The sequence below is a fragment of the Streptomyces sp. NPDC046909 genome, from assembly GCF_040644695.1.
In the GTDB taxonomy this organism is placed as follows: Bacteria; Actinomycetota; Actinomycetes; order Streptomycetales; family Streptomycetaceae; genus Streptomyces.
In genome coordinates, this window is the sequence record NZ_JBEYXC010000021.1 from 1 (window position 1) to 22,587 (window position 22,587).

At 70.2% G+C, this 22,587-nt stretch carries 19 protein-coding genes; 8 read left to right on the forward strand and 11 right to left on the reverse strand.

Going from position 1 to position 22,587, the window contains the following annotated elements:
- Nucleotides 1–281 (reverse strand): transposase family protein (locus ABZ928_RS45205; RefSeq protein WP_361533477.1); only part of this gene is annotated, 281 nt, incomplete at its 3' end.
- A gap of 311 nt (nt 282–592) precedes the next feature.
- Complete coding sequence (locus tag ABZ928_RS45210; protein ID WP_361533096.1) at nt 593–1,246, reverse strand: DUF4360 domain-containing protein; 654 nt, start codon at nt 1,244–1,246, stop codon at nt 593–595.
- Nucleotides 1,247–1,473: 227 nt separating this feature from the next.
- Here ABZ928_RS45210 and ABZ928_RS45215 point away from each other — a divergent pair, with 227 nt between their 5' ends.
- Nucleotides 1,474–2,346 carry an intradiol ring-cleavage dioxygenase gene (locus ABZ928_RS45215; protein ID WP_361533099.1) on the forward strand — a complete coding sequence of 291 codons (873 nt, stop codon included), beginning with the start codon at nt 1,474–1,476 and terminating at the stop codon, nt 2,344–2,346.
- Nucleotides 2,347–2,367: 21 nt separating this feature from the next.
- On the opposite strand, the gene ABZ928_RS45220 is transcribed toward ABZ928_RS45215, so the two are convergent.
- Nucleotides 2,368–3,276, reverse strand: coding sequence for a sulfite exporter TauE/SafE family protein (locus ABZ928_RS45220; RefSeq protein WP_361533102.1), 909 nt, complete (start codon nt 3,274–3,276; stop codon nt 2,368–2,370).
- Nucleotides 3,277–3,459: 183 nt separating this feature from the next.
- Nucleotides 3,460–3,918: an Rrf2 family transcriptional regulator gene (locus ABZ928_RS45225; RefSeq protein WP_361533105.1), complete on the reverse strand. Its 459-nt coding sequence runs from the start codon at nt 3,916–3,918 to the stop codon at nt 3,460–3,462.
- Between the two features lie 93 nt (nt 3,919–4,011).
- On the opposite strand from ABZ928_RS45225, the gene ABZ928_RS45230 reads away from it, so the two are divergent.
- Together ABZ928_RS45230 and ABZ928_RS45235 are read left to right on the forward strand one after the other, a co-directional pair.
- Nucleotides 4,012–6,783 (forward strand): beta-galactosidase, encoded by a 2,772-nt coding sequence (locus tag ABZ928_RS45230; RefSeq protein ID WP_361533108.1) that lies wholly within the window; start codon nt 4,012–4,014, stop codon nt 6,781–6,783.
- 46 nt (nt 6,784–6,829) lie between these two features.
- The gene (locus ABZ928_RS45235; protein WP_361533111.1) at nt 6,830–7,966 is read left to right on the forward strand and encodes a hypothetical protein; all 1,137 of its coding nucleotides are present in this window, start codon (nt 6,830–6,832) and stop codon (nt 7,964–7,966) included.
- A gap of 31 nt (nt 7,967–7,997) precedes the next feature.
- Here ABZ928_RS45235 and ABZ928_RS45240 read toward each other — a convergent pair whose 3' ends face one another.
- From ABZ928_RS45240 to ABZ928_RS45260, 5 genes are all read right to left on the reverse strand, one after another.
- The gene (locus tag ABZ928_RS45240) at nt 7,998–9,509 is read right to left on the reverse strand and encodes an alpha-N-arabinofuranosidase (RefSeq protein ID WP_361533114.1); all 1,512 of its coding nucleotides are present in this window, start codon (nt 9,507–9,509) and stop codon (nt 7,998–8,000) included.
- A 94-nt stretch (nt 9,510–9,603) separates the two neighbouring features.
- Nucleotides 9,604–10,542 carry an arabinan endo-1,5-alpha-L-arabinosidase gene (locus ABZ928_RS45245; RefSeq protein WP_361533480.1) on the reverse strand — a complete coding sequence of 313 codons (939 nt, stop codon included), beginning with the start codon at nt 10,540–10,542 and terminating at the stop codon, nt 9,604–9,606.
- Between the two features lie 29 nt (nt 10,543–10,571).
- On the reverse strand, nt 10,572–11,429 hold the full coding sequence (locus ABZ928_RS45250) for a carbohydrate ABC transporter permease (protein WP_361533117.1): 858 nt from the start codon (nt 11,427–11,429) through the stop codon (nt 10,572–10,574).
- Nucleotides 11,426–12,364 carry a sugar ABC transporter permease gene (locus tag ABZ928_RS45255; RefSeq protein WP_361533120.1) on the reverse strand — a complete coding sequence of 313 codons (939 nt, stop codon included), beginning with the start codon at nt 12,362–12,364 and terminating at the stop codon, nt 11,426–11,428. The genes ABZ928_RS45250 and ABZ928_RS45255 overlap by 4 nt, the downstream gene beginning before the upstream one ends.
- Nucleotides 12,361–13,710: an extracellular solute-binding protein gene (locus ABZ928_RS45260; protein ID WP_361533123.1), complete on the reverse strand. Its 1,350-nt coding sequence runs from the start codon at nt 13,708–13,710 to the stop codon at nt 12,361–12,363. Before ABZ928_RS45260 ends, ABZ928_RS45255 begins: the two co-directional genes overlap by 4 nt.
- Nucleotides 13,711–13,946: 236 nt before the next feature.
- Between ABZ928_RS45260 and ABZ928_RS45265 the strand changes: the two genes are divergently transcribed.
- The 3 genes from ABZ928_RS45265 (at nt 13,947) to ABZ928_RS45275 (ending at nt 17,282) form a co-directional block, all read left to right on the forward strand.
- A complete protein-coding gene (locus ABZ928_RS45265) occupies nt 13,947–14,537 on the forward strand; it encodes a toxin-antitoxin system, toxin component family protein (protein WP_361533126.1) in 591 nt (196 codons plus the stop codon).
- A gap of 62 nt (nt 14,538–14,599) precedes the next feature.
- Entirely contained in the window at nt 14,600–15,844 is a 1,245-nt protein-coding gene (locus ABZ928_RS45270) for an MAB_1171c family putative transporter (protein ID WP_361533483.1), read from the forward strand.
- An 85-nt stretch (nt 15,845–15,929) separates the two neighbouring features.
- A complete protein-coding gene (locus tag ABZ928_RS45275; protein WP_361533129.1) occupies nt 15,930–17,282 on the forward strand; it encodes a pyridine nucleotide-disulfide oxidoreductase in 1,353 nt (450 codons plus the stop codon).
- Between the two features lie 7 nt (nt 17,283–17,289).
- Here the strand turns inward: ABZ928_RS45275 and ABZ928_RS45280 are convergent, their stop codons facing one another.
- Nucleotides 17,290–18,147, reverse strand: a complete 858-nt coding sequence (locus ABZ928_RS45280) for an SMP-30/gluconolactonase/LRE family protein (protein WP_361533132.1) — start codon at nt 18,145–18,147, stop codon at nt 17,290–17,292.
- A complete protein-coding gene (locus tag ABZ928_RS45285) occupies nt 18,144–18,917 on the reverse strand; it encodes an IclR family transcriptional regulator (protein ID WP_361533135.1) in 774 nt (257 codons plus the stop codon). The genes ABZ928_RS45280 and ABZ928_RS45285 overlap by 4 nt, the downstream gene beginning before the upstream one ends.
- 209 nt (nt 18,918–19,126) lie before the next feature.
- Here ABZ928_RS45285 and ABZ928_RS45290 point away from each other — a divergent pair, with 209 nt between their 5' ends.
- On the forward strand, nt 19,127–21,238 hold the full coding sequence (locus tag ABZ928_RS45290; protein ID WP_361533138.1) for a TerD family protein: 2,112 nt from the start codon (nt 19,127–19,129) through the stop codon (nt 21,236–21,238).
- 84 nt (nt 21,239–21,322) lie between these two features.
- Nucleotides 21,323–22,585, forward strand: coding sequence for a TerD family protein (locus ABZ928_RS45295; protein ID WP_361533141.1), 1,263 nt, complete (start codon nt 21,323–21,325; stop codon nt 22,583–22,585).
- The last annotated feature ends 2 nt before the right edge of the window (nt 22,586–22,587 follow it).

Genomic DNA, 22,587 nt, shown 5'->3' on the forward strand with positions numbered 1-22,587 from the left:
AGCGCCGGGGTTCTGCGCTGGTAGCGCTCGGTCAGTCCGGCGACCTGCTCGACGAAGGTGGTCTTCGCGCAGTCGGATTTCTCGCAGTACAGGCGCCGCACTGATACGTCGATCACCACGGGCTTCCCGCCGATCGCCTCGTCGGCGACGTGCCGGACGTAGCGGCTGTGGACCCAGTTCGAGGGCTGTCCGCAGCCGGGGCAGTCCATTGGCCTTGCGTCCGGGGTCCGCACCGTGATCCTGACCAGGGAGCGGCCCAACTCCACCGTCTCCACCAGCACCGACGACAAGTGCGGTAGCAGTTCCGTCAGTTCGACATCACACGTCACAAGCCTGCCGGACCACAACGCGCGACCGGGCCGAAACCGAGCAGCCGATCAACACCTACGAAAATCTTGGGAGACCCAAAAACAAGACACTCCCCCACCGCAGACCCTCACCGTTGGAGCCATCGGCTAGAAGATTCGGCCAGAAGATCGCCGGCCTGGACGGGCTAAGCAGCCCCCGACGAACACGGACCCTCACCAAGAGCATCCGCGTTCGCCAGGGGCTGCCCAGACTCACGCCGTCCCCTGGGTCGGCCAGGTCGGCGCTATGACTCCGGGCACTCCTTCCACGCCATGTGGTAGATCGTGCTGATGTCCCCGTCCGTCGAGTCCATCGTCATGAAGCTGACCTTGCCCGCGGAACTCGTCCCCGCGTTGACCCGCAGCTCCGTGTTGATGTTGAAGTTGCGCTGAACTCCGCAGGGCGCCCAGACCAGTTGGGCCCAGTCGGTGACGTCCGTCGCCTGCCAGTTGTCGTTGTAGGGGCCGCTGAAGGGGTGGGTCTTGGACGCCGTGTTCGAGGAGCCCTGGAAGTAGTACGACGCTCTCTGCGTGCCGCTCGCCCCCGACTGGAGGGCCGCGAAGCCCCGGTAGTCGGCGCTGGCGATGGCGTAGGTGAAGCCCTGGGGGACGTGGACGATCAGGTTGAGCTGGCAGTTCTTGCGGAAGGCCGTCGGGTCCGAGGTGCCGCCCGCCTGGGCGAGGTAGTCGCTGTACGTCACCGTGAACGCGGTGTTGTCCCCGGAGACGGCGACCGCGGTCGTACCGGCCGGGCAGCCCGAGCCGTTCACCGTGGCGACCTTGATGACGATCTTGTCCGGCGGCGGGTCGGTGAACGCGTCCGACGGGCCGCCGTGGGCGGGCAGCGCGGTGGTGAGCAGAGCGGCTACGGCACCGCTCAGCAGGAGTCCACCAGCCATGGTCTCTCCTTGGGGGTTGGGGGGTGGTTGTTTTCGCACCCCGGACCGTAGGGAGAGACACACGGCTCGGTCAGGGAGAACTCAAGCCATTCACAGACGCGGTTTTCACAGTTTCTTCACAGTGTCCGAACTCTGCGGAAATAAGGGGCCGTTGAGCCATCCGTTCCCAGCCTGTTCACAGCCGCACATTAAGGAGTTCTTCAGGTTGGCCCCTAACTTCGCTCGGCATGACGGGAAACAACGAGCACCACAGCGAGCACGACAGCCAGCTCGACGAGCAGCAGGAATCCGGTAAGCACCGCCTGGACAAGAGCGTCCGCCGGCGTCGGGTGCTGATCGGCGGAAGCGGGGTCGCCGTGGCCGGCGGTCTCGCGGTCGCGGGTATCGCCTCCGCCGACCCCGGCAAGGCGAAGAAACCGAAGAAGGGAGCCACCACCGCATCCGCCTCCACCGAGGCATCCGCCTCCAGCTCCGCCACCAGCAGCGTCTGCGTGCTGAACGCCGAGGTCACCGAGGGTCCGTACTCCCTGGAGGGTGCCCTCGTCCGCGAGGACATCCGGGAGGACAAGGAGGGCTTCGAGGTTCAGTACACCTTCACCGTCGTCGATGTCGGCAACGACTGCGCGCCGCTCGCCGACGCCCTCGTCGAGATCTGGCACTGCGACCACCTCGGCGAGTACTCCGGTTTCGTGGGCGGCAACGGCCACACGGAGGACGACAACGGCACCTTCCTGCGCGGCGGTCAGATGACCGACGAGAACGGCCAGTGCAGCATCACGTCCATCTGGCCGGGCCACTACGTGTCGCGCGCGGTGCACGTCCATATGCGAGTGCACACGGACGTCACGCTCACCGACGACTCGTACACCGGCGGCGAGATCATCCACACCGGTCAGCTCTTCTTCGACCAGGACATCAACACCGAGGTGCAGGCGACCTCGCCGTACAGCGCCAACACCACTTCGGAGACGCTGCTGGAGAACGACTCCATCTACGACGACGGCGGGGCCTCCTCCGGCCTGCTGACCCTGACCGCCCTCGGCGACAGCGTCTCCGACGGCTACAAGGCGACCCTCACCGTGGGCGTCAACAGCGACTGACGGTCACCCGGCTCTCAGCTCTCAGGCGCTGACGGGCTGCCGTTCCGGCGTCTCGGCCTCCGCCGCCTTCTCCTGACGGTAGGCGCGGACCGAGTACGTCAGGGCGGCGGCCCACACCGCGTAGAGCAGCACGTACACCGCCGTGCTCACGCCGCCGCCCGCCCCGATCCAGTCGCTCTTCAGCAGCGTACGGACGTTGGTGACGATGATGATGCCGCCCACCGCGGAGCCCAGGACCCGCGGCGGGACCAGGCGGACCAGCCAGGCGGCGATGGGGGCGGCGACCAGGCCGCCGAGCAGGAAGGCCAGCACCCAGCCCCAGTTCAGGCCCTGGGAGCCGAGGGAGAAGAGGAAGCCGAGGCTGGCGGCGACGGCGACCAGGAACTCGCTGGTGTCGATCGAGCCGATCACCTTGCGCGGCTCCATCCGGCCGCTGGCCAGCAGCGCCGGGGTGCCGACCGGGCCCCAGCCGCCCCCGCCCGTCGCGTCCAGGAACCCGGCGACCAGGCCCAGCGGCGACAGGAACCGCTTCCGCAGCGGCTTGCCGAGGTTCTCCTTGGGCAGGCCCTTGAAGGTGAAGCGGGACATGACGTAGAGGCCGAGGCCGAGCAGGATCAGGGACATCACCGGCTCCGCCACCTCCGTAGACAGCTGGGAGAGGACCGTCGCGCCGAGGAACGAGCCGATCGCGCCCGGTACGCCGATCTTCGCGACGACCTTCCAGTCCACGTTGCCGAAGCGCCAGTGCGAGGCGCCGGACATCAGCGTCGTACCGATCTCGGCGAGATGGACCGTCGCCGAGGCCGCGGCCGGATTCGTACCCATGGCGAGCAGCAGGGTGGTGGAGGTCACGCCGTAGGCCATGCCGAGGCTGCCGTCCACGAGCTGGGCGCCCAGGCCCGCGAGGGCGAGCAGTATCAGCGTGCGCATGTGGGGAGGTCCCGTTCGTCGTTTCCTGGTTTTCCCACCGGGGAGGTAGGGATGAACGGGAGGTGACGCTAGGACGTCAAACTGAGGATGCCCTGAGACACCGATGAGGATGAATCACAGGTTCCGCCGGGGCAGGTCCTAGAAAGGCTCCAGGGGAACCTCTCAGGGGTTCTCCCGGATCTCTCAGGGGTTCTCCCACGCCGCCGGTTCCGCCGCCAGCGCCCGCACCGGGTCCGGCAGGGCGTCCGCCGCGATGTCGGCGATGGTCACGCCCTCCAGGATGCGGCGCACATTGGCGCGCAGGGCGATCCACAGGGGCAGCAGCGGCTGGGCGTTGCCCGTGTAGGCGAGCTGGTTGGGGCGCTCGCCCCGTACGGAGACGATCGGGCCGTCCACGGCCCGGATCACATCCGCGACCGTGATCTTCGCCGCGTCACGGGCCAGCGTGTACCCGCCGTTGCCCCCGCGCCGGCTGTCGACGACACCGCCGCGCCGCAGGTCACCGAGGATGCCCTCCAGGAACTTGTGCGGAATGTCCTGGGCGGCGGCGATGGTCTCCGCCTTCACCGGGCCACCGCCCTGCCGTACGGCGAGCTCCAGTACCGCCCGTACCGCGTAGTCCGCCCGTGCCGAGATCCTCATGCCTCCCATTGTGAGGTGTGTCGCCCACGGCGTGGAGAATGGTCCCTCACTCGCGTCCCGGCAAACACGGCAACAACAGGAGGCGACGCTCGCGTGGAGCTCAGCCGACGTACTTTCAGCGCCCTCGCCGGCACGACGGCGCTGGGTTTCGCGCTGACCGGCAGCGCCGGCGCGTTCCCGTCCTCGGGCACGCCCCGGCTCACGCCCACGGGCCCTCCGCCGAGCCCGCCCACCGCCGACGGCCGCGCGCACTCGGTCGGCTTCGACCGCTACTCGCTGCTGGTCGACGGCCGCCGACTGGTCGTGTGGTCGGGCGAGACGCACCCCTTCCGGCTGCCGAGCCCGTCGCTGTGGCGGGACGTCCTCCAGAAGATGCGGGCGCACGGCTACAACGCGGTACGCGTCCCCGTCGCCTGGAACCACCACTCCCCCGCCCCGGGCACCTACGACTTCACGGGCGTCCGCGACCTCGACCTGTTCCTCCGCACAGCCGCCGAGACCGGCCTGTACGTCATCCTGCGCCCCGGCCCCCACCTCGGCGCCGACCTCGACGCGGGCGGCTTCCCCGGCTGGCTGACAGCGACCGGCGGCCGGGCCCGGACCACCGACCCGACGTATCTGTCGTACGCCGACGAGTGGCTGACGCGGGTCCACGAGATCGCCGTGCGGCACCTCTACACGCGGGGCAGGGGCACGGTCCTGCTCTACGAGGTCGAGAGCCAGGGCGAGGGCGCCTATCTGTCCCACCTGCGCGTGAAGGCGCGGGCGGACGGCATCGACGTACCCCTCCTCCCCAACAGCCGGAGCGGCGGCGGACGTTGGGTGCCGAACGCCTTCGACGGCGACGCCGACGCCGGGCAGGGGATCCCGTGGGGCGGGGCGCCCTTCGGCGGCAAGGGGTACGAGCAGGAGCGGCGGACGCGCGGGGCCGCGTACGAGCGGAGCCGCCACCTCACGAACCTCGCCGCCGGGGTCACGCTGCACAACGCCGGCATGGCGTTCGGCGGCACCTCGTGGGGCTGGCTGCCCGCGCCGCAGGTCTACACGTCGTACGACTACGGGGCGGGCCTCGACGAGGGGCGCCGGCAGACCGCCGAACTCGCCCCGGCGCATACGCTCGGTCATCTCCTGCGGTACGTCCCGGACTTCGCGAAGCTGGACCGGGCGAAGTCCGTGCCGTCCCCCGACGACCGGCTGACGGTCCACCACCTGACCAACCGCGACACGGGCTCCCATGTCTACGTCGTGCGCAACGACTCCGCCGAGGATGTCTCGACACCGCTGCCCGCCGCCGGGATCGAGGTGCCGGTGACCGTCCCGGCGCATGACGCCCGGCTGCTCACCACCGAACTCGCGCTCGGCGGAAGGAAGTTGAAGTACGCCACCGCCCAGCTGATGTTCTTCGCCGCCGCCGGGCGGCAGGACATCGCCCTGTTCTCCGGCCGGACCGGTGACATGGCGCAGGTCGTCCTGGAGTGCCCGGAGGAGCCGGAGGCGACCCGCCTCGACATGGAACCGGCGTGGATCTACGACCGGGGGCTGCTGCGGGTGACGGCGCCGCTCGGCGTCGGCGGGCTGTCGCGGCTGATGGTCGAGGGCGGCGGCTCGGACCGTCCGCTGCTGATCCTGTTCGCCGACGACGCCTGGGCGATGCGGGTGTGGCCGTTCGAGACCCCGACCGGGACCGTCGTGGCGTACGGCCCCTCGCTGGTGCGGGACATCACCCTGGAAGGGGCCACCGCGCATGTCACCGGCGACACGAGCACGACGACGGGGTTCGAGGTGTGGGGGCCGCGCGGCATCGAGCACCTCACCTGGAACGGGCGGCGGGTACCGACCCGGCTCAGCGCCACGACGAGTCTCCTCGCCCTCCAACTCCTCCCCGGCCCCGAGCCGTTGACGCTGCCGGTGCTGGAGGGCTGGCGTCGGCGCACCGAAAACCCCGAGTCCGAGCCGGACTTCGACGACTCGGCATGGACGGAGGCCGGCGAGAAGACCGTCGACAAGAAGAACACCGACGAGAAGACCTCCGGGCTCCTCGCGGACGACCACGGCTTCCCTTACGGCGACGTCTGGTACCGGGGCCGGGTCAGCGAGTCGGAGGGCGTCGAGTCGGTGTCCCTCGCCTACAGCACGGGCACACAGGGGCTGTTGATGGCCTGGCTGGACGGGAAGCCGCTGGGCACCCACCGCATGCCGGTGCCGGACAAGGAGACGGCCCGGCAGGGGAACTGGACGGCCACCGCCGTCTTCGAGGTGCCGAAGAAGGCACGGAAGCGGGACGAGCATGTGCTCTCCGTCCTCGTCCGGCGCATGCAGCGCGACGCGGACAGCACAGCCCGCGGTCTGACCGAGGTCACCTTCAAGGGCGCCTCCCCCAAGGTGAGTTGGCGGATCCAGGGCGCGGGCCCGGCCGACCCGGTGCGCGGGCCGCTCAACAACGGCGGCCTGTACGGGGAACGGGAGGGCTGGCACCTCCCCGCCGGCGAGTACGACGACAGCGACTGGGAATCAGCCGAACTGCCGCGCACGGACCGGCGTCAGGGCGTCACCTGGTACCGCACCACCTTCCGGACGGCCGTCCCCTCCGGCACCGACGCCTCGGTCGCCCTCACCCTCGACGACGATCCGAAGCGTGCCTACCGGGTGCAAATCTTCCTCAACGGCTGGAACATGGGCCAGTACGTCAACGACGTCGGCCCCCAGCACCGCTTCGTCCTGCCGAACGGCGTCCTGCGCACCCGAGGCACCAACACCCTTGCCCTGGCGGTCCTTTCGGACGGCACGACGGACGCGGGACCGAAGGACGTACGGCTGACCCTGCTGGGCGCGACGGCGGGCGGAGTGCCAGTGGAGAACGTCTGAGGAGCTTCTGAGGAGCGTCCGAGGACGTCTGAGGAGGGGAAACCTCGTGCGAAGACGGCGATTCATCGGAGGGTTACTCGGGGCCGGGGCGGCCATGGGCCTCGGCGCCCCGGAGAGCAGCGGGGCGGGGGCGGGCGGGCCGGACGGGTCGGATCTGGTGGTCACGGCGGTCGCCGGTCCGTACGACTGGCGGGCGGTTCCGGCCCCCGCCTGCACCCCGGCCGCCCAGTTGCTGGGCGTTGCGGCGGCGGGCCCGGACCTCGCGTGGGCCGTGGGCGAGGAGGGCCGCAACGGCGGTACGCGCGGGAGGCCGCTGGCCCTGGTCTGGGACGGCGGCACCTGGACCCGGCTCGATCTCACCCATCTCGGCTTCGGCGGCGGGTACTTGCGCTCGGTCGCCGGTTCGGCGGGCGCCGCGTGGGCCGTCGGCGTCGACACGACCGGCCTCTCCCGGCTCCTCCAGTGGGACGGGGTCACCTGGCAGGAGTCCGACTTCACCGGCCGCGCGCTGCCCGGGACGAGCCTCACCGGGGTGACGCTGGACGCCGACGACCACGTATGGCTGTCCGGGCGCAACAGCGACGGGTGCGTGCTGCTGGTCGGCGAGGGCGACGGCTGGCTCTGGGTGGCCCCGCCGCCGACCCCGCCCCCGGCCGCCCCGTCCGGCCTCCGCGTGACGCCCGACGGCGACGTCTGGGTGTACGACGCCGCGCTGATCGCCCGCTGGGACCACGAGACGTGGACCGAACTGCCCGTCCCGGCCGGGCTGCGTCCGTATGTCACCGGGTTGCTCCCGGTCGCCGCCGACGACATCTGGCTGACCGGCTACGACTACGGCGTCGGCGGCCCGCCCGGCAAGCCGCCGTCCGTCACCCTCCGGCACTGGGACGGGAGCGCGTGGACCTCCGTCACCGCGCCCTTCACCGTCGGCATGCTCACCGCGATCGTCGACGACGGACAGGGCGGCCCGGACCGCATCGCGGGCTGGGACTTCTGGGACCAGACCCGAGCGCACCACCTCCGGTGGGAGGGCAAGGCGTGGGTGAGCGAACGAGGGCCGGTCTCGTCAAGTCCCGTGCTGCTGAACGGACTTGTGTCGGTTCCCGGTGCGGGCGGGTACTGGTCCGTCGGCACGGACTCCTCCTCGCCGTATCCGCCCGCACAGGTGCGCATCGAGCACTGAGCTCTAGAGCGCTGGCCCTCCGGCTGGTTGGTTACGCCAGCCGGATCACGTTCCACGACAGCGGTTCGAGTACGGCGGTCAGGGTGCCGTTCGTGAGCGCGGTGCCCTCGACCGGGTGCGGGGCGACCCGCTCGGGCTCGGCGAGGGTGTTCCTGGCGTCCGGGTCGGCGTCGGCGACGGCGCTGTGCTCGACGACGGACGTCAAGTCCAGAGCGCTGAGGGCGACTTCGAGGGGCAGGGGCTCCGTCCGGCTGCGGTTGACCGCGAAGACGGTGACCGAACCGTCCTCGGCGCGTACGGCGGTGGCGTGCAGCAGGTCGGTCTCGCCGTACTTCTTCGTCTCGTACGTCGGGGAGTCGACCCGTACGTCGAGGACCTCGCCGCGGCCGTACTTGGCGGCCTGGGCGAAGGGGAAGAAGGTCGTCTGGCGCCAGGCCGGGCCGCCGGGCTCGGTCATGATCGGCGCGATGACGTTGACGAGCTGGGCGAGACAGGCGACGGTGACGCGGTCGGCGTGCCGGAGCAGAGCGATCAGGAGCGAGCCGAAGACCACGGCGTCGGTGACGCTGTAGTTGTCCTCCAGGAGACGGGGGGCCTCCGCCCAGTCCCGCGTACCGGAGTTCTCGATCTCGTGCCACTTGGTGATGTACCAGACGTTCCACTCGTCGAAGGAGAGGTTGATCTTCTTCTTGGACTTGAGCTTCGCGCCCACGTGATCGGCGGTGGCGACCACGTTCTCGATGAAGGACTCCATGTCGACGGCGGAGGCCAGGAAGGAGTCGATGTCACCGTCTTCCGGCCAGTAGTAGGCGTGCAGGGAGATGTAGTCGACGAGGTCGTACGTCTCGGCGAGGACCGTCGCCTCCCACTCGGCGAACGTGGGCATGGACTGGCTGGAGGAGCCGCAGGCGACGAGTTCGACGTTCGGGTCGATCTGGCGCATCGCGCGGGCCGTCTCGGCGGCGACCCGGCCGTACTCCGTCGCCGTCTTGTGGCCGGTCTGCCAGGGGCCGTCCATCTCGTTGCCGAGACACCAGAGGTTGATGCCGAAGGGGTCCTTGTCGCCGTGCGCGGCGCGGAGGTCGGAGAGGGCTGTGCCGGAAGGGTGGTTGGCGTACTCCTGGAGTTCCAGGGCCTCGGCGACGCCGCGGGTGCCGAGGTTGAGGGCCATCATCGGTTCGGCCTCGGGACCGACCTTCTTCAGGAAGGCGATGTATTCCGAGAGGCCGAACTGGTTGGTCTCGGTGGAGCGCCAGGCCAGGTCGAGTCGGCGGGGGCGGTCCTCTGCGGGGCCTACCGAGTCCTCCCACTTGTAGCCCGACACGAAGTTGCCGCCGGGATAGCGGATGGCCGTTGCGCCGAGTTCCTTGACGAGTTCGAGGACGTCGGTGCGGATGCCGTCCTCGTCCGCCGTCGGGTGGTCCGGTTCGAAGATGCCTGTGTATACGCAGCGGCCAAGGTGTTCTACGAAGGAGCCGAAGATACGGGGGTTGACCTTGCCGATCTTGAAGGCGGGGTCGAGGGTGAAGCGGGCGGTGCTCATGCTTTCCTTCCGGGGGTTGAGTTTCTTCTGCGGGTCTGTGGGGGCTGGTCGCGCCCACGCGGCGGTAGCCGCAAATGGATACAGCCCCGCGCCCCTAAAGGACGATTGGCCAGCCGTTTCTTGTCCAGTTGAGCTTGTTCAGGCCCAGCTTTGGCGTGCCCTCATCCTCTGCGTCGTAGTAGTGGTACGCCAGCCAATCCTGGCCTCGGTCCTTGAACACCGACTGGCCACCCGTGCCCACATACCTTCCGTGGCCCTCCAGCAAGAGATCGCCGCCACCCTCCAGCATCGGCTTGCCCGTGCTGTCCACGTATGGGCCCTCCACGTTCGTCGCCCGGCCCACCCTGATCTTGTACGTGGAGTTCACTCCGGCGCAGCAGGCGTCGTACGAGGCGAAGAGGTAGTAGTAGTGGCCGTGCTTCACGATGTACGGGCCCTCCACCGCGTACGGGGCGTCCGGGCGGGTGGCCAGGTGGTCGACCGTTGCTCCGGGGAGGGCCTTGCCTGTGGTCGGGTCGAGTTGGACCATGCGGATGCCTGTCCAGTACGAGCCGAAGGCCATCCAGAGCTTGCCGTCCGCGCGCACGATGCCCGGGTCGATGGCGTTCCAGGCGTCGGTGGTCTCGGAGGTGAAGACCTTGCCGTGGTCCTGCCAGGTGCCGGGGAGGCCGGAGGCCGAGGTGGCGACGCCTATCGCGGAGTGGTTGGTGCCCCAGGACGAGACGGCGTAGTAGAGCCAGTACTTGCCTGCCCTGTAGGAGATGTCCGGGGCCCACGGGTCGCCCGTGTTGTTGTACTCGTACCACCAACTCGGGGGCGTCGCGAAGGCGTTGCCCGCGTCGTCCCACTGCTTGCCGTCCTCGGAGAGGCGGGCGCCGATGATGCCGCCGGTCGAGTAGGCCACGTACGGGCCGGACTTGAGCTTGAGGACGGTCGGGTCGTGGATGATCTGCTGGCCGGTGAGGGGGCGGGGATCCGGATAACTCGCCGCTGCCTGGGCGGTGTTGGGGAGGAGGGCCAGGAGGGTCGTCATGGCCACGGCCGTCAGGGCTCTGCGTACTCTCACTGTCCCGCCAATCCCGTGTGGGCCACGCCCGCCACGATCTGCCGCTGGAAGAAGACGAAGACGACGATCAGGGGCAGGCCTGCCATGAGGCCGCCGGCCATGAGCTGGGCCCACTGGATGCCGTAGGAGTTCATGACGGTCGCGATGCCGTTCGGCATGGTCATCAGGTCGGGGTTGTTGGTCACCATGTACGGCCAGAGGAAGTTGTTCCAGGACGCGATGAAGGTGAAGATGCCTACCGCCGCCAACGACGGCCTCGCGAGGGGGACGACGATCGTGAAGAAGACCCGCCAGCGGCCCGCGCCGTCGATGAACGCGGCCTCCTCCAGTTCGCGCGGGATGCCCTGGAAGAACTTGTAGAGGATGTAGACCATCGCGGCGGGCGCGCACTGGGGAAGGATCATGCCCCAGTAGGTGTCGACCATCCCCATCTGCTGGACCGTGGTGAAGAGCGGGACGCCGAGGACCGCCGGGGAGACCATCAGGCCCGACATCACCAGGCCCATCAGCAGCGCCTTGCCCTTGAACTCGGTGCGGGCGAAGCCGTATCCGGCGAGGGCGCTCACGGTCAGGACGATGGTCGTCACGCAGACCGAGACGACGAGGGAGTTGATGAACCAGTTGCCGATGTTGCCGGTCTCCCAGAGGGACTTCCAGGCCTGGACCGTCCATGCCTTCGGCAGCCAGTGCGGCGGGATCTCGGCGGCCTCCGCCTCGGACTTGAGGGAGGTGAGGAGGGCGGCGGCGATCGGGGCGACGAAGAGGGCGGAGACGGCGACGCCGAGGAGGGTCAGGACGATCTGGCTGGGGGTCCAGGGCTTGCGGGACTTGAGCCGTAGCGGGGTGCTGGTCATCGGGTGCCCTCCTCACGGGTGCGCAGCAGCGCCATCCGGCCGAGGGCGACGGCCGCGATGATCACGAAGAAGATGATGGACATCGCGGAGGCGTAGCCCACGCGGTAGCTGGTGAAGCCCTGTTCGAGGGTGTACTGGACGAAGGAGCGGGTGCTGAGCTCCGGGCCCGGGCCGAAGTCCATCATCACGACCGCCTGGTCGAAGAGCTGGAGCGAGGCGAGGATCTGGAGCGCGATCACCAGGCCGGTGATGTGGCGCAGCATCGGCAGGGTGATGTGGACCATGCGGTGCCAGGCATTGGCGCCGTCCAGTTTCGCGGCCTCGTAGAGGTGGCTGGGGATGCCTTGCAAGGCGGCCAGGTAGAGGAGGAACGAGAAGCCGACCGTCCACCACAGGGTCTGGATGACGATGGCGAGCATCGCGTACGACTTGTCGGTCAGCCAGGGGGTGTCGAGGCCGAAGGTCTCGTTGAAGAGGCCGATGCCCTGGGTGAACAGCCACTGCCACATGTTGGCGGCGACCGTGGAGGGGAGGAGGAAGGGGGCGAAGAAGCAGAGGCGCCACAGCCATTTGCCGCGTTCGATGTGGTGGGCCAGCATCGCGAGGAGGAAGGCCAGGATCGTGATGCAGGGGACGACGAGGAGGGTGAAGTACGCGCTGTGGCCCAGCGCGTCCCACATCGCCTGGTCGTTCAGGGCCTCGCGGTAGTTGTCGAGGCCCACGAAGCTCGCGCCGTCGCCGGAGATGTTGGCGTCGGTGAAGCTGAGCCAGACGCCGCGCAGCAGCGGCCAGACCACGAAGAGGGCGAAGAGCAGCAGGAACGGGGCGATGAACCAGCCGCCGTGCTGGAAGCCCTGCTTGCGGCGGACGGTGGCACTCGCCACGGCGGTCTTCGCGCGGGCCGGTACGGCGACGGTCTCTGCGCTGGTCGTCATGCGACCGCACCTCCCTGCGCGGCGGTCCTGCCGTCCATCGGGTTCTTCGAGGCGAGGAGCTTGGTGAGATGGCTCTTCATCGTCTGCGCGACCTTGTCCGGCTTGGCGGAGCCCATGGTCGAGGAGACGACGACCGGGCCGAGGTCCTGGGCGAGGACGCCGGTGGAGCCCGCGAACCACACCTTGGGCTCGGTGGCCTGGTGGTCCATGGCGCTCACGTACTCGTTCTGGGGCTCCAGCTTCCGGTACTCGGGCGTGCTCAACGTCGGCGTGTACGCGGGGATGTGGCCGCCCGCGGCCCACTGGAGGGCGTGCCTGACGACGTACGCGGCCAGTTCGTGGGCGCCCTCGTTCGTGGCGCCGCCGCGGCCGGACTGGTGCGGGAGGACGAAGGCGTGGGACTCGGCGTGGGTGGCCTGCTCGCCGAAGACGGGCGGGAGGGGGGTCGCGCCGTAGTCGAGCTTCGCGCCGGAGAAGACCGGGACGGACCAGTTGCCCTCCCAGGTGAAGGGGGCGCCGTTGATGAACTGTTCGCCGGTGGGGGCGCCCGGGATGACGTATCCGTCGGTGACGTGCTGTCTGAAGAACTCCAGGACCTGGGTGGCCTTGTCGGTGTCGAAGAGGACCTCGGTGTTGTCGGCGTTGAACCACTCGCCGCCGAGCTGGGTGTAGAAGGCGACGAAGAACCACCACTGGAAGTTCTGGTCGTTGGTCCACAGCCCGATGGTCTGGAGGCCCTTCTTCTGGGCCGCCTTGGCCTTCTTCAGGACGTCGAACCACTCGTCGGTGGAGGTGACCGGGATCATCCGGCCGTCGTCGCCGAGCAGGTCCGCCTTCTTCAGGACGTCCTTGCGGTAGAAGCAGAGCTGTACGTGGATGTCGAGGGGCAGGGCGTAGAGCTTGCCGTCGATGACACCGCGGTTCCACAGGGCGGGGTTGAAGTCGGCCTGGCGTACGCCGTACTCGGCGAGGAGGTCGACGTCCCAGGGGTCGAGGAGGCGGCCCGGGGAGAAGCCGATGACCCGGCCCATGTGCATCACGCCGAGTTCGGGGGCGCGGTTGCCCGCGGCAGCCATGGCGAGCTTGGTGTAGAAGGGGTTGCCCCACTGGAGGGTGGAGTCCTTGACCGCGATGGCGGGGTGCTCCTTCCGGAAGGCGTCCAGCATCGCGATCATGTTGGCGCCGTCGCCGCCGCTGAAGAGGTTCCAGTAGCGCACCCGGGTGTCCGCGCCGGCGGCGAGCGCGTCGGCGCCGGTGCCGAGCGCGGCGAAGCCGAAGCTGCCGGCGACGGCCAACCCGCCTGCGGCGGTGAGCAGTTGCCTGCGGTTCAGGTCAGGTCGTCCCATTGCCTGCCCTTACAGTCGGAGTAGAGGTCTCGTCTGTTCGATATTTCGTTGGGCGCCCGTAACTTCGAACGGGACCGTAAGTAGGAAGCGCTTTCCAGTCAATGGGCCGGACAGGATTCTCAGAAGCTGGAGCGGTCGTTGCCACTTGTACGAACGGTCATCGGAACGCATGACGTGGACAGTTCCGGCCGCGTACGCTCGGACGGGCCGCCGGGCGGCGGTGAGAAGGGGGATCGATGGACATCGCGCGCAACCGGGCGGGGCGGGTCGCCGCGGCGCTGCGGCGTGCGAGAACCGGGTCCGCGATGCGCCGTCTCGCCGACGAGCTGGGCACCGCGCTGCGGGCCAGGCCGACTCCCCCGGGCGGGGTGCGCGCGGTGTGCCGGGCGCTGTGCGAGGAGATGAGCGCGCGGCGCGGCGGACGCCCCGTCGAGCTGCGCTTCGAGCGGTTCCCCGACGAGATCGAGGTGACCGGACTGTGGGTCGAGTTCCAGGACTTCGACCTGATCATCGTCGAGGAGCGGGCCGAGGCCGTGCAGCAACTGGTCATCCTGGGCCATGAGCTGTGGCATCTGCACGCCGGGCACCGGCACGGGGTGGGCCCGTACGCGGCCCGCGCGCTGGCCGGCGAGCCCGACTGGAGGGACGCCCTGACCGTCGCCGCCCGCAACGGCTCCCGGCAGACCGACGAGGCCGAGGCCGACGACTTCGGGCACCGGCTGGCGGCCGCGTTCCGGCCGTATCTGGCGGGCGGGGACGGCCGACCGCACCTGGAGCCGGTGGAACGTTCCCTCGGCTATCGCGGACGCAGAGGCACCGACCGGTGAGCGACACCCTCGTCCTCGCCGCGGTGGGCGACACCTTCGCCGCCGGGAACCTCCTCAGCGGGATGTACGTCTCCTTCTGGCTGCCCACCGCCGTACTGACCGCCGCCCTGGCGATCAAACTCCCCAGCATCCTCAAGCTGTGGCGGGACCCGCTGCTGCGTGCCGTCGGCGGCCTGCTGCTGTTCGCCTGCGCGGTGTTCGTCTTCGCGGCCCCCTCCACCATCGCCTGGACCAACCGCGTCACCGGCGTCCCGAACATCGCCGCGCCCTGGGTGTACTCGCTGCTCACCGCGCTGTGCGCGTCCTGGCTGCTGCTGGTGGTCCACTGGCGCAACGGCCGTGTCGAACGCCACGCCCAGACGCGCCGCGCGACCCGCTGGGTCGTCTCGGTCTACGCCGCCGTGGTCGCCGCCCTCTGGATCCTGTTCGCGCTCGCCGACGTGCCCGTGGAACAGATCCGGGACCTCGACACGTACTACGCCTCGACGCCCTTCATGCGGGAGCTGATCCTCCTCTACCTGACCGCGCACACCGTGGCCAGCCTCATCACCTCCGGGCTGGTGTGGAACTGGATCCGCACCGACGGCCTCGACGCGTGGCTGCGCTGGGGCCTGCGCTTCCTCGGGATCGGCTTCGCCACGAACCTGCTGTTCAGCGCGGCCAAACTCACCGCCGTGGCGGCCCGTTGGACCGGCCACGACCTGGACTGGCTCAACACCAATGTCGCGCCCTCGGCCGCCTGTATCGCCGCCACCTTCGTCGCGGTCGGCTTCATCGTGCCGCACGCCGGGCAGTACCTGCGGGAACGCTGGCTGGTCCGCCGCCGCCACCGCGGCCTGGCGCCCCTGGCGCGGCTGATGCGCACGGTCGCGGGCACACGCGAACCCCTCGGCCTGCGCGCGACCCCCGAGATGCGGCTCATCCGCCGCGAGACCTTCATCCGCGACGCCCTCCTCCAGCTCGCCCGCCGCCTCGACGAGGACCTCGCCACCCGGTCCTACGAGGCCGCCCGCGCCCTCGGCCTCGAAAGCGACCGGGCCAGGGCCCTCGCCGCGGCCGTGACGATCCTGGACGCGGTGGAGGCCGAGCGGCGCTCCCCGGACGGGGGCGGCACCAACGCCCCCGACACCACCTACTTGCTGCAGGAGATCCAGGCCGTGGCCCAGGCCCTGCGCGACACCGAGGAGATCAAGGCGGTGCGCGCTCGCGCGGCCGTCCCGGCAGAGAGCATGTCCACGCATGAGTACTGCGTCTTCCCGGGGGACAACCCCCGGACCCCCGGCAGAAAAGCAGGTCGGCGAGGATGACCGGCGTGGACTTTGCGAGGCAGCCCTGAGCGCACATCCCTCCCCCGCCAGAACCGCAGTGGTCCTGGGGGGATCGCACACCGGCATGCTCGCGGCCGGTGCCCTGGCCGGTCTCGCCGACCGGGTCGTCGTCGTGGAGCGCGACGAGCTGCCCGAGGCCCCGGCGCCGCGCAAGGGGCTGCCGCAGGCCCGGCACGCGCACATGCTGTGGTCAGGGGGTGTGCGGGCGCTGGAGGAGCTGCTGCCGGGCACCACCGGGGCGCTCCGGGCGGCGGGCGCGCGGCGGGCGCCGGTCACCACGGACATCGTCGCCCTGTCGGCACACGGCTGGTTCCGGCGCTGGCCCGAGTCCCACCATGTGATCCTCGCCGGGCGCGACCTCCTCGACGCGACGATCCGCGCGCGGGTCCTCGCGGACGAGCGGGTCGAACTCCTCGACGGCACCGAGGTGTTGGGGCTGTCGGGTAGCGCGGAGGCGGTCACCGGAGTCCGGGTGCGGGAGCGGGACGGGCGGGAACGGACGATCGACGCCGCTCTCGTCGTCGACGCGAGCGGACGGGGCTCGGGCGCGCCCCACTGGCTCGCGGACCTCGGACTGCCCGCGCCGGAGCGGCGGGAGGTGGACTCCGGTCTGGCGTACGCGAGCCGGCTGTATCTCGCGCCCGAGCAGGCCCGGGACGGATTCCCCGTCGTCAACGTCCAGTCCGACGCGCGCGGGGACGGGCCGGGTCGGGCCGGGTTCCTGCTCCCCATCGAGAACGGCCGCTGGATCGTCACCCTCAACGGCACGCGCGGCGGCGAACCGACCTCCGCCAACGCCTCCGGCGACGGCTTCGTCCGCTTCGCCCGCGAGGAGCTGCGGCACCCGCTGATCGGTGAACTCCTCGCACGCGCCGAGCCGTTGTCCGAGGTGGCGTTCACGCGGACGACCGTCAACCGGCGGTACTTCTACGAGCGGATGACCGCCTGGCCGGAGAACTTCACCGTCCTCGGGGACGCGCTGGCCGCGTACAACCCGGTGTACGGGCATGGGCTGGCGGTGGGTGCGCAGAGCGCGCTGATCCTCCGGGACGTCGTACGGCGGTACGGGTGGGGTTCGCGCGGGCTGTCCCGGCGCGTCCAGAAGGCGGTGGCCCGGCCGGTGGGCGCGGCGTGGGATCTGGCGACGGGCCAGGACGTGTTCTACCCGGGGGCGACGGAGAACGGGCCGGCCCTGCGGGACCGGCTGCTCGCCGGGTATGTGGACCGGCTGATGCGCACGGCCACGGGGAACGGCCGGATCGCCCGCCGCGTGACGGATGTGACGTCCCTGGAGCGGCGGGCGGAGATCCTGCTCAGCCCCGGCGTGTTGCTGGCGGCGGCGGTGGGGCCGCTGAAGCCGGCCCTCACCGCCCCGCCGCTGACCGCCGAGGAGTTGAAGAAGGCGGGTTTGCAGTGAGCAGCCCCTACCCGGCGAACGAAGGCTGTGCCGAGCCCTTGCCCGCGCCCGGTACCACCAGCAGTGAACCCGCCACCGGATGCGGGGAGTTGAGGCCCACCGTCGCTGTGGTGATGTACAGGTCGGTCAGGTCCGTGCCGCCGAACGCGCAGGCCGTCACCCTCGGGGTCGGGAGGTTGATGACGCGGTCCAGCTCGCCGGCCGGGGTGTAGCGGCGTACCGCTCCGCCGTCCCACAGCGCCACCCATACACAGCCGTCCGCGTCGACCGTCAGGCCGTCGGGGAAGCCGGCGCCCTCCTCGATCTCCACGAAGGGGCGGCGGTTCGTGGCCCGGCCCGCCTCGAAGTCGAAGATGTCCACGCGGCGGGTCGGGGAGTCGATGTAGTACAGGGAGCGGGTGTCGGGGCTCCAGCCGGTGCCGTTGCTGACGGCCACGTCGTCGAGGACGGTTTCCGGTGGGGCGTCGGGGGTGAAACGGGTGAGGGTGCCGCCGCCGGGGGCCTCGTCGTAGCGCATGGTGCCGGCCCAGAGGGAGCCGTCGGGGGCTACGGCTGCATCGTTGGCGCGGCGGCCCGGGACGGGCTCGTGGTGGAGCCAGGTGAAGGTGTCGTCGGGGTCCAGAAGGGCTACGCCGTCGCGGAGGTTGAGGACCAGGCCGCCGCCGGTGCGGGGCTTGGCCGCGCCGATGTGCTGGTCGGTGACGCGGACCGTGCGGTGGTCCGTGGCGGGGTCGTAGGTGTGGATACGGGCGCCGAGGATGTCCAGCCAGAGGAGGCGGCCGGTGGCGGCGTCCCAGGTGGGCCCCTCGCCGAGGGTCGCTTCCGCCCTGACGGCGACCTCGTAGTCGTACGTCCTCGTGGTCACGCCACGCTCCGGTGGCCGAGGCGCTCGGAGAGCTCGGCGGCGCCCTTGGCGGCGAGCTGCTCCAGTTCGTCGCGGCGCTCGTCGCTCCAGCGGATCATCGGCACGGAGATGGAGAGGGCGGCGACGACACGGCCGGTGCGGTCGCGGACCGGGGCGGCTACGCAGGAGACGTCCGGGTTGGACTCGCGGCTCTCCACGGCGAGACCGCGCTCGCGGATGTGCGCGAGGGCCTCGCGCAGCGCGTGCGGGTCGGTGATGCTGTTCGGGGTCATCGCGACGAGCTCGGCGGTGTCCGGGATACGGGAGGACAGTTCCGGCTCGGGGAGCGAGGCGAGCAGCATCTTGCCGACGGAGGTGCAGTGGGCGGGGAGCCGGCGGCCTGCGGCGGACACCATGCGTACGGCGTGCGTGGAGTCGACCTTGGCGATGTAGATGACGTCGGTGCCTTCGAGGATGGCCACGTGGACGGTCTCGTCGCAGGTCTCGGCGACCGAGCGGGCGACCTGCTGGCCCTCGGCGGCGAGGTCGAGCTGCTCGGCGTATCGGCTGCCGAGCTGGTACGGACGTACGCCGAGCCGGTAGCGTCCGGGCTGACCGGGTACGGGGACGATGTAGGACCGGGCGGCCAGCGTGGTCACCAGCTCGTGCACGGTGGTGCGTGGCAGCTGGAGCTTGCGCACGATGTCGGGGGCGGAGAGCGTGCCGTCCCCGTCGAGGAAGAGCTCGAGAATGTCGAGCGCCCGGGTCACGGCAGGTACGAGACGTCCCACGTCCGGTCCCCTCCCTTGGTGCCTGTAAGGCTGTGTTCGAAATTTCAACAGCCGATCGGAATGACGAACACAGGTTACTCAACACCGGTTTGCCCGGGCAATGGCCCTGCGCGTGCGAGCTGCCGGTACTACTGTGTCCGTGTGCGGCACGTCACACTGCGTGGCCTGTCTTGGGGGATGCGGTTCCTGGGGGGAATCTCGTGCGCGAAATGACCAAGGGGGCGAACACTGCCCTGTCCGCCCTGAGTGAGAACGTCGGCTCGGTCATCGTCAGCCTGGGCTGGAGCAGCCCGGCCGGTGACGGCGACGCGGATGTGTCCGTCTTACTTCTGGGCCCGGACGGCAAGGTCCGCAGCGACGCGGACTTCTACTTCTACAACAACCCGGTGGCCGCCGACGGCAGCGTGCACCTGCTGGACAAGACGCCCACCGAGGACGGCAACGAGGACCGGATCAGCTTCGATCTGACCGTGGTGGCACCCGACGTCGACCGTGTCGTCGTGGCCGCGAGCCGCTACGGCGGCGCGCACTTCGGGGAACTGGACGACCTCCGGGTGACCTTGTCCGACGCGGTGGGCGAGAACCTCCTCCGCTTCGCCATCGGCGACCCCGGCAAGGTGAGCGCCATCATCTTCGGCGAGCTGTACCGGCGCGAAGGGGACTGGAAGTTCCGGGCCGTCGGCCAGGGGTACGACTCGGGGCTGGCCGGGCTGGCCACGGACTTCGGGGTCGACATCGATGACGACGAGGAGACCGTCGAGGAGAACGTCGTCGGCGCGGAGGTGACGGCCACCGGCACGGCCATCGAGACGGACGCCGGCACGGACGCGGACGGTACGGCGGCCAGGGCGACGCCGGTTCCTGACGGCAGCGGTGAACCCCTCGGCCCGGCGCCCGTCTCCGCCCCCGCGCCGGATCCCGCGGGCGCGCTGAACGCCGTACCCGCTCCCCGTCCGTCCGCCGACGACAACGGGCCGCGCAGGTCCGCCGCCGCCCGGCCCCGTACCGCCAAGAAGCGGGCCGCGCCGCCCAGCGTGCCGCAGAAGTCCCTGGCGGAGAACGACTCCTGGCGGCCCGCCCGGCTCTTTCCGCTCTCCGCGCTGAAGAGCGACCGGGACCGGGAGATGCGCGCCACCTCGGTGCTGTTGTCGGTGATGACCCAGGTGCCGAGGTTCGGCCGACGGCTCACCGCCGCGTTCGGCGCGCCCTCCGGCCGTATGGAGACCTTCACCGAGGTCTCCCTGCCGCACGGTGACACACCCCGGCGGCCCGACGGAGTGATCCGCATCGAACGGGCCGGCAAGCTGTGGACGGCGCTCGTCGAGACCAAGACCAACGGCAACGCCCTCAAGGCCGACCAGGTGCAGGCCTATATGGACATCGCCGCCCGGCGCGGCTACGAGGCCGTGATCACGCTGTCGAACGATGTCGCGCTGGAGGGCAGCCCCCTGGTCGACGTCAGGATCGACCGGCGGCGCAAGCACCAGGTGGCGCTCTGGCATCTGTCCTGGGCCGAAGTCGCCCACCAGGCCCAGCTGTTGATCCGGCACGAGGGGGTCGGCAACGCGGCGCGCACCTGGCTGCTCCAGGAGTTGCTGCACTATCTCCAGCACGAGAACTCCGGCTGCCACGGCTTCCAGAACATGGGCGCCGCCTGGGTGCCGGTCCGCAACGGCATCAACGACGAGACCCTCTGCCAGGGCGACCCACGGGCCCTCGAAGTCGTCGAGAGCTGGGAGCGGCTCATCCGTCAGGTGTGCCTCCGGCTCGGCGGCGAACTCGGGCAGAAGGTGCTGCCCGCCCAGCGCGTCCGGCGCGGCACCGACCACGGCACCCGCCGGATCCAGCTAGCCGACCGGCTGTGCTTGGAAGGGCGGTTGGAGGCCCAGCTCCGCGTCGAGGAGGCACCCGGTCTCCTCACCATCGGCGCCGATCTGCGCACCGGCAGGCTGCGCACTTCCATCGAGATCCCGGCGCCCGAGCAGGGCTACCCCCTGACCTGGGCCAAGCGGCTGATCCGCCGCCTCTCCGACGCCCCGGCCGATCTGCATGTGGAGACCCTCGTCGAAGGCGACGCCCTCGGCCCGCGCGGCACCCTGGAACGGCTCCGTCCTGAACCCGCCGACCTGCTCCCCAAGGGCGGTACGCAGATCACCGGGTTCCGGCTGTCGCTTCTCAAGGGCATGGGCAGTACCCGTGGCAACGCCGAGTCGGGGTTCATCCGCAGTGTGGACGACGCCGTGCACCGCTTCCACACGACCGTGGTGACCCACCTGGACGGGCCGGTCGCCAGGCGCCCCGCGCAGAAGGAAACCGTTTGATCAAGAAGGGCCCGCGGACCCCCTTGCCTTCCGAGGGCGATGTGGCAGGGTGACGTCACATCGACGGGGTGGGGGGTCATAGCTGTGCCTGAGCTTCTCAAGGGCGGGAACACCGTGGTGGGCGCCGGGGCCGTGAGTGTCGAACTGCGGGCCGTGGGTGACCAGGTGGATCTGAGTGCGCTGCTGGTGGGGGAAGACGGGCGGGTGCGGGGCGACGGGGACCTCGTCTTCTACAACCAGCCTTCGGCCGAGGCGGACGCCGTACGGCACTTCGTGGCCGACGGCTCCTCGCCCGAGCGGGTCGTCGTGGATCCGGGCCGGCTCCCCGCCGATGTCCAGCGGGTCGTCCTCGTCGGCAGCTGCGATCCCGACAACCCGGCGCGGACGTTCCGTGACGTCAAGGACATCGCCGTAGTGGCTCAGCAGGCCGGGAACGAAGACGTCGTCTTTCGCGCGCCCGCGCTGACCGACGGCGAACGGGCCGTGCAGCTCCTGGAGTTCTACCGGCGGGGCGACGGGTGGAAGCTGCGGGCCATCGGGCAGGGGTACGCGGAGGGGCTGGCGGGGTTGGCCACGGACTTCGGGATCGACGTCTCGGAGGAAGCGCCGGAGGCGCCGGAGGTTGCGGAGGTTCCGGCCTCGGTTCCGGTTGCCGCGCCCGCTCCCCCCAACCTCACCAAACCACCCCTCGGCAAGATCAGCCTCGACAAGGGCAGCCAGGTCTCCCTCAGCCTCGACAAGCAGGACCGCGAGCTCGTCGTCACCGTGGCGCTGGAGTGGGACGGGGGCAGTGACCAGCGGCGCAAGCGGGGCGCCGACCTGGATCTGTACGCGCTGTTCGTGCCCGCCGCCAAGGCTCAGCGCGGGGCGCAGGCGCCGGGGACGATCGTGAAGACGGGGCGTGGGGAGAAGAAGGGCAAGGGCGACGACGTCGTCTATTACAAGAACCTCGGCTCGTTGCAGCAGGCGCCGTACATCCAGCTCGACGGGGACGCCCGTGTCCCGGGGCGGGAGACCATCCGTATCGTGCGGCCCGAGGAGCAGGGGTACGTCCTGCTGTGCGCGTACTCGGCCGTCAGCAACGGATTCGGGTCCTTCAAGAGTTTCGGTGCGCAGGTCGTGGTGGACGACGGGCGCGGGTCCAACGTCACGGTGCCGCTGTACGAGAACACCAAGACCCGTTACTGGGTGGCCATCGCCCTGGTCGACTTCACCGCCGCCGACGGGGCGGCGATCCACCACGTCGAGGCCTACAGCGGCCGGATGAACGAGCGGCGGCCGGTGCTGCATCCCGACGGCACGATCGAGATGAACGCGGGACCGGTCGAGTTCAAGCGACCGACATAACC

Bases quoted from the DNA above. Each gene is read 5' to 3' on its own strand.
- ABZ928_RS45210 (WP_361533096.1), bottom strand. From the start codon at position 1,246: ATGGCTGGTGGACTCCTGCTGAGCGGTGCCGTAGCCGCTCTGCTCACC.
- ABZ928_RS45215 (WP_361533099.1), top strand. From the start codon at position 1,474: ATGACGGGAAACAACGAGCACCACAGCGAGCACGACAGCCAGCTCGAC.
- ABZ928_RS45220 (WP_361533102.1), bottom strand. From the start codon at position 3,276: ATGCGCACGCTGATACTGCTCGCCCTCGCGGGCCTGGGCGCCCAGCTC.
- ABZ928_RS45225 (WP_361533105.1), bottom strand. From the start codon at position 3,918: ATGAGGATCTCGGCACGGGCGGACTACGCGGTACGGGCGGTACTGGAG.
- ABZ928_RS45240 (WP_361533114.1), bottom strand. From the start codon at position 9,509: ATGAGCACCGCCCGCTTCACCCTCGACCCCGCCTTCAAGATCGGCAAG.
- ABZ928_RS45245 (WP_361533480.1), bottom strand. From the start codon at position 10,542: ATGACGACCCTCCTGGCCCTCCTCCCCAACACCGCCCAGGCAGCGGCG.
- ABZ928_RS45250 (WP_361533117.1), bottom strand. From the start codon at position 11,429: ATGACCAGCACCCCGCTACGGCTCAAGTCCCGCAAGCCCTGGACCCCC.
- ABZ928_RS45255 (WP_361533120.1), bottom strand. From the start codon at position 12,364: ATGACGACCAGCGCAGAGACCGTCGCCGTACCGGCCCGCGCGAAGACC.
- ABZ928_RS45260 (WP_361533123.1), bottom strand. From the start codon at position 13,710: ATGGGACGACCTGACCTGAACCGCAGGCAACTGCTCACCGCCGCAGGC.
- ABZ928_RS45265 (WP_361533126.1), top strand. From the start codon at position 13,947: ATGGACATCGCGCGCAACCGGGCGGGGCGGGTCGCCGCGGCGCTGCGG.
- ABZ928_RS45270 (WP_361533483.1), top strand. From the start codon at position 14,600: ATGTACGTCTCCTTCTGGCTGCCCACCGCCGTACTGACCGCCGCCCTG.
- ABZ928_RS45275 (WP_361533129.1), top strand. From the start codon at position 15,930: ATGCTCGCGGCCGGTGCCCTGGCCGGTCTCGCCGACCGGGTCGTCGTC.
- ABZ928_RS45290 (WP_361533138.1), top strand. From the start codon at position 19,127: ATGACCAAGGGGGCGAACACTGCCCTGTCCGCCCTGAGTGAGAACGTC.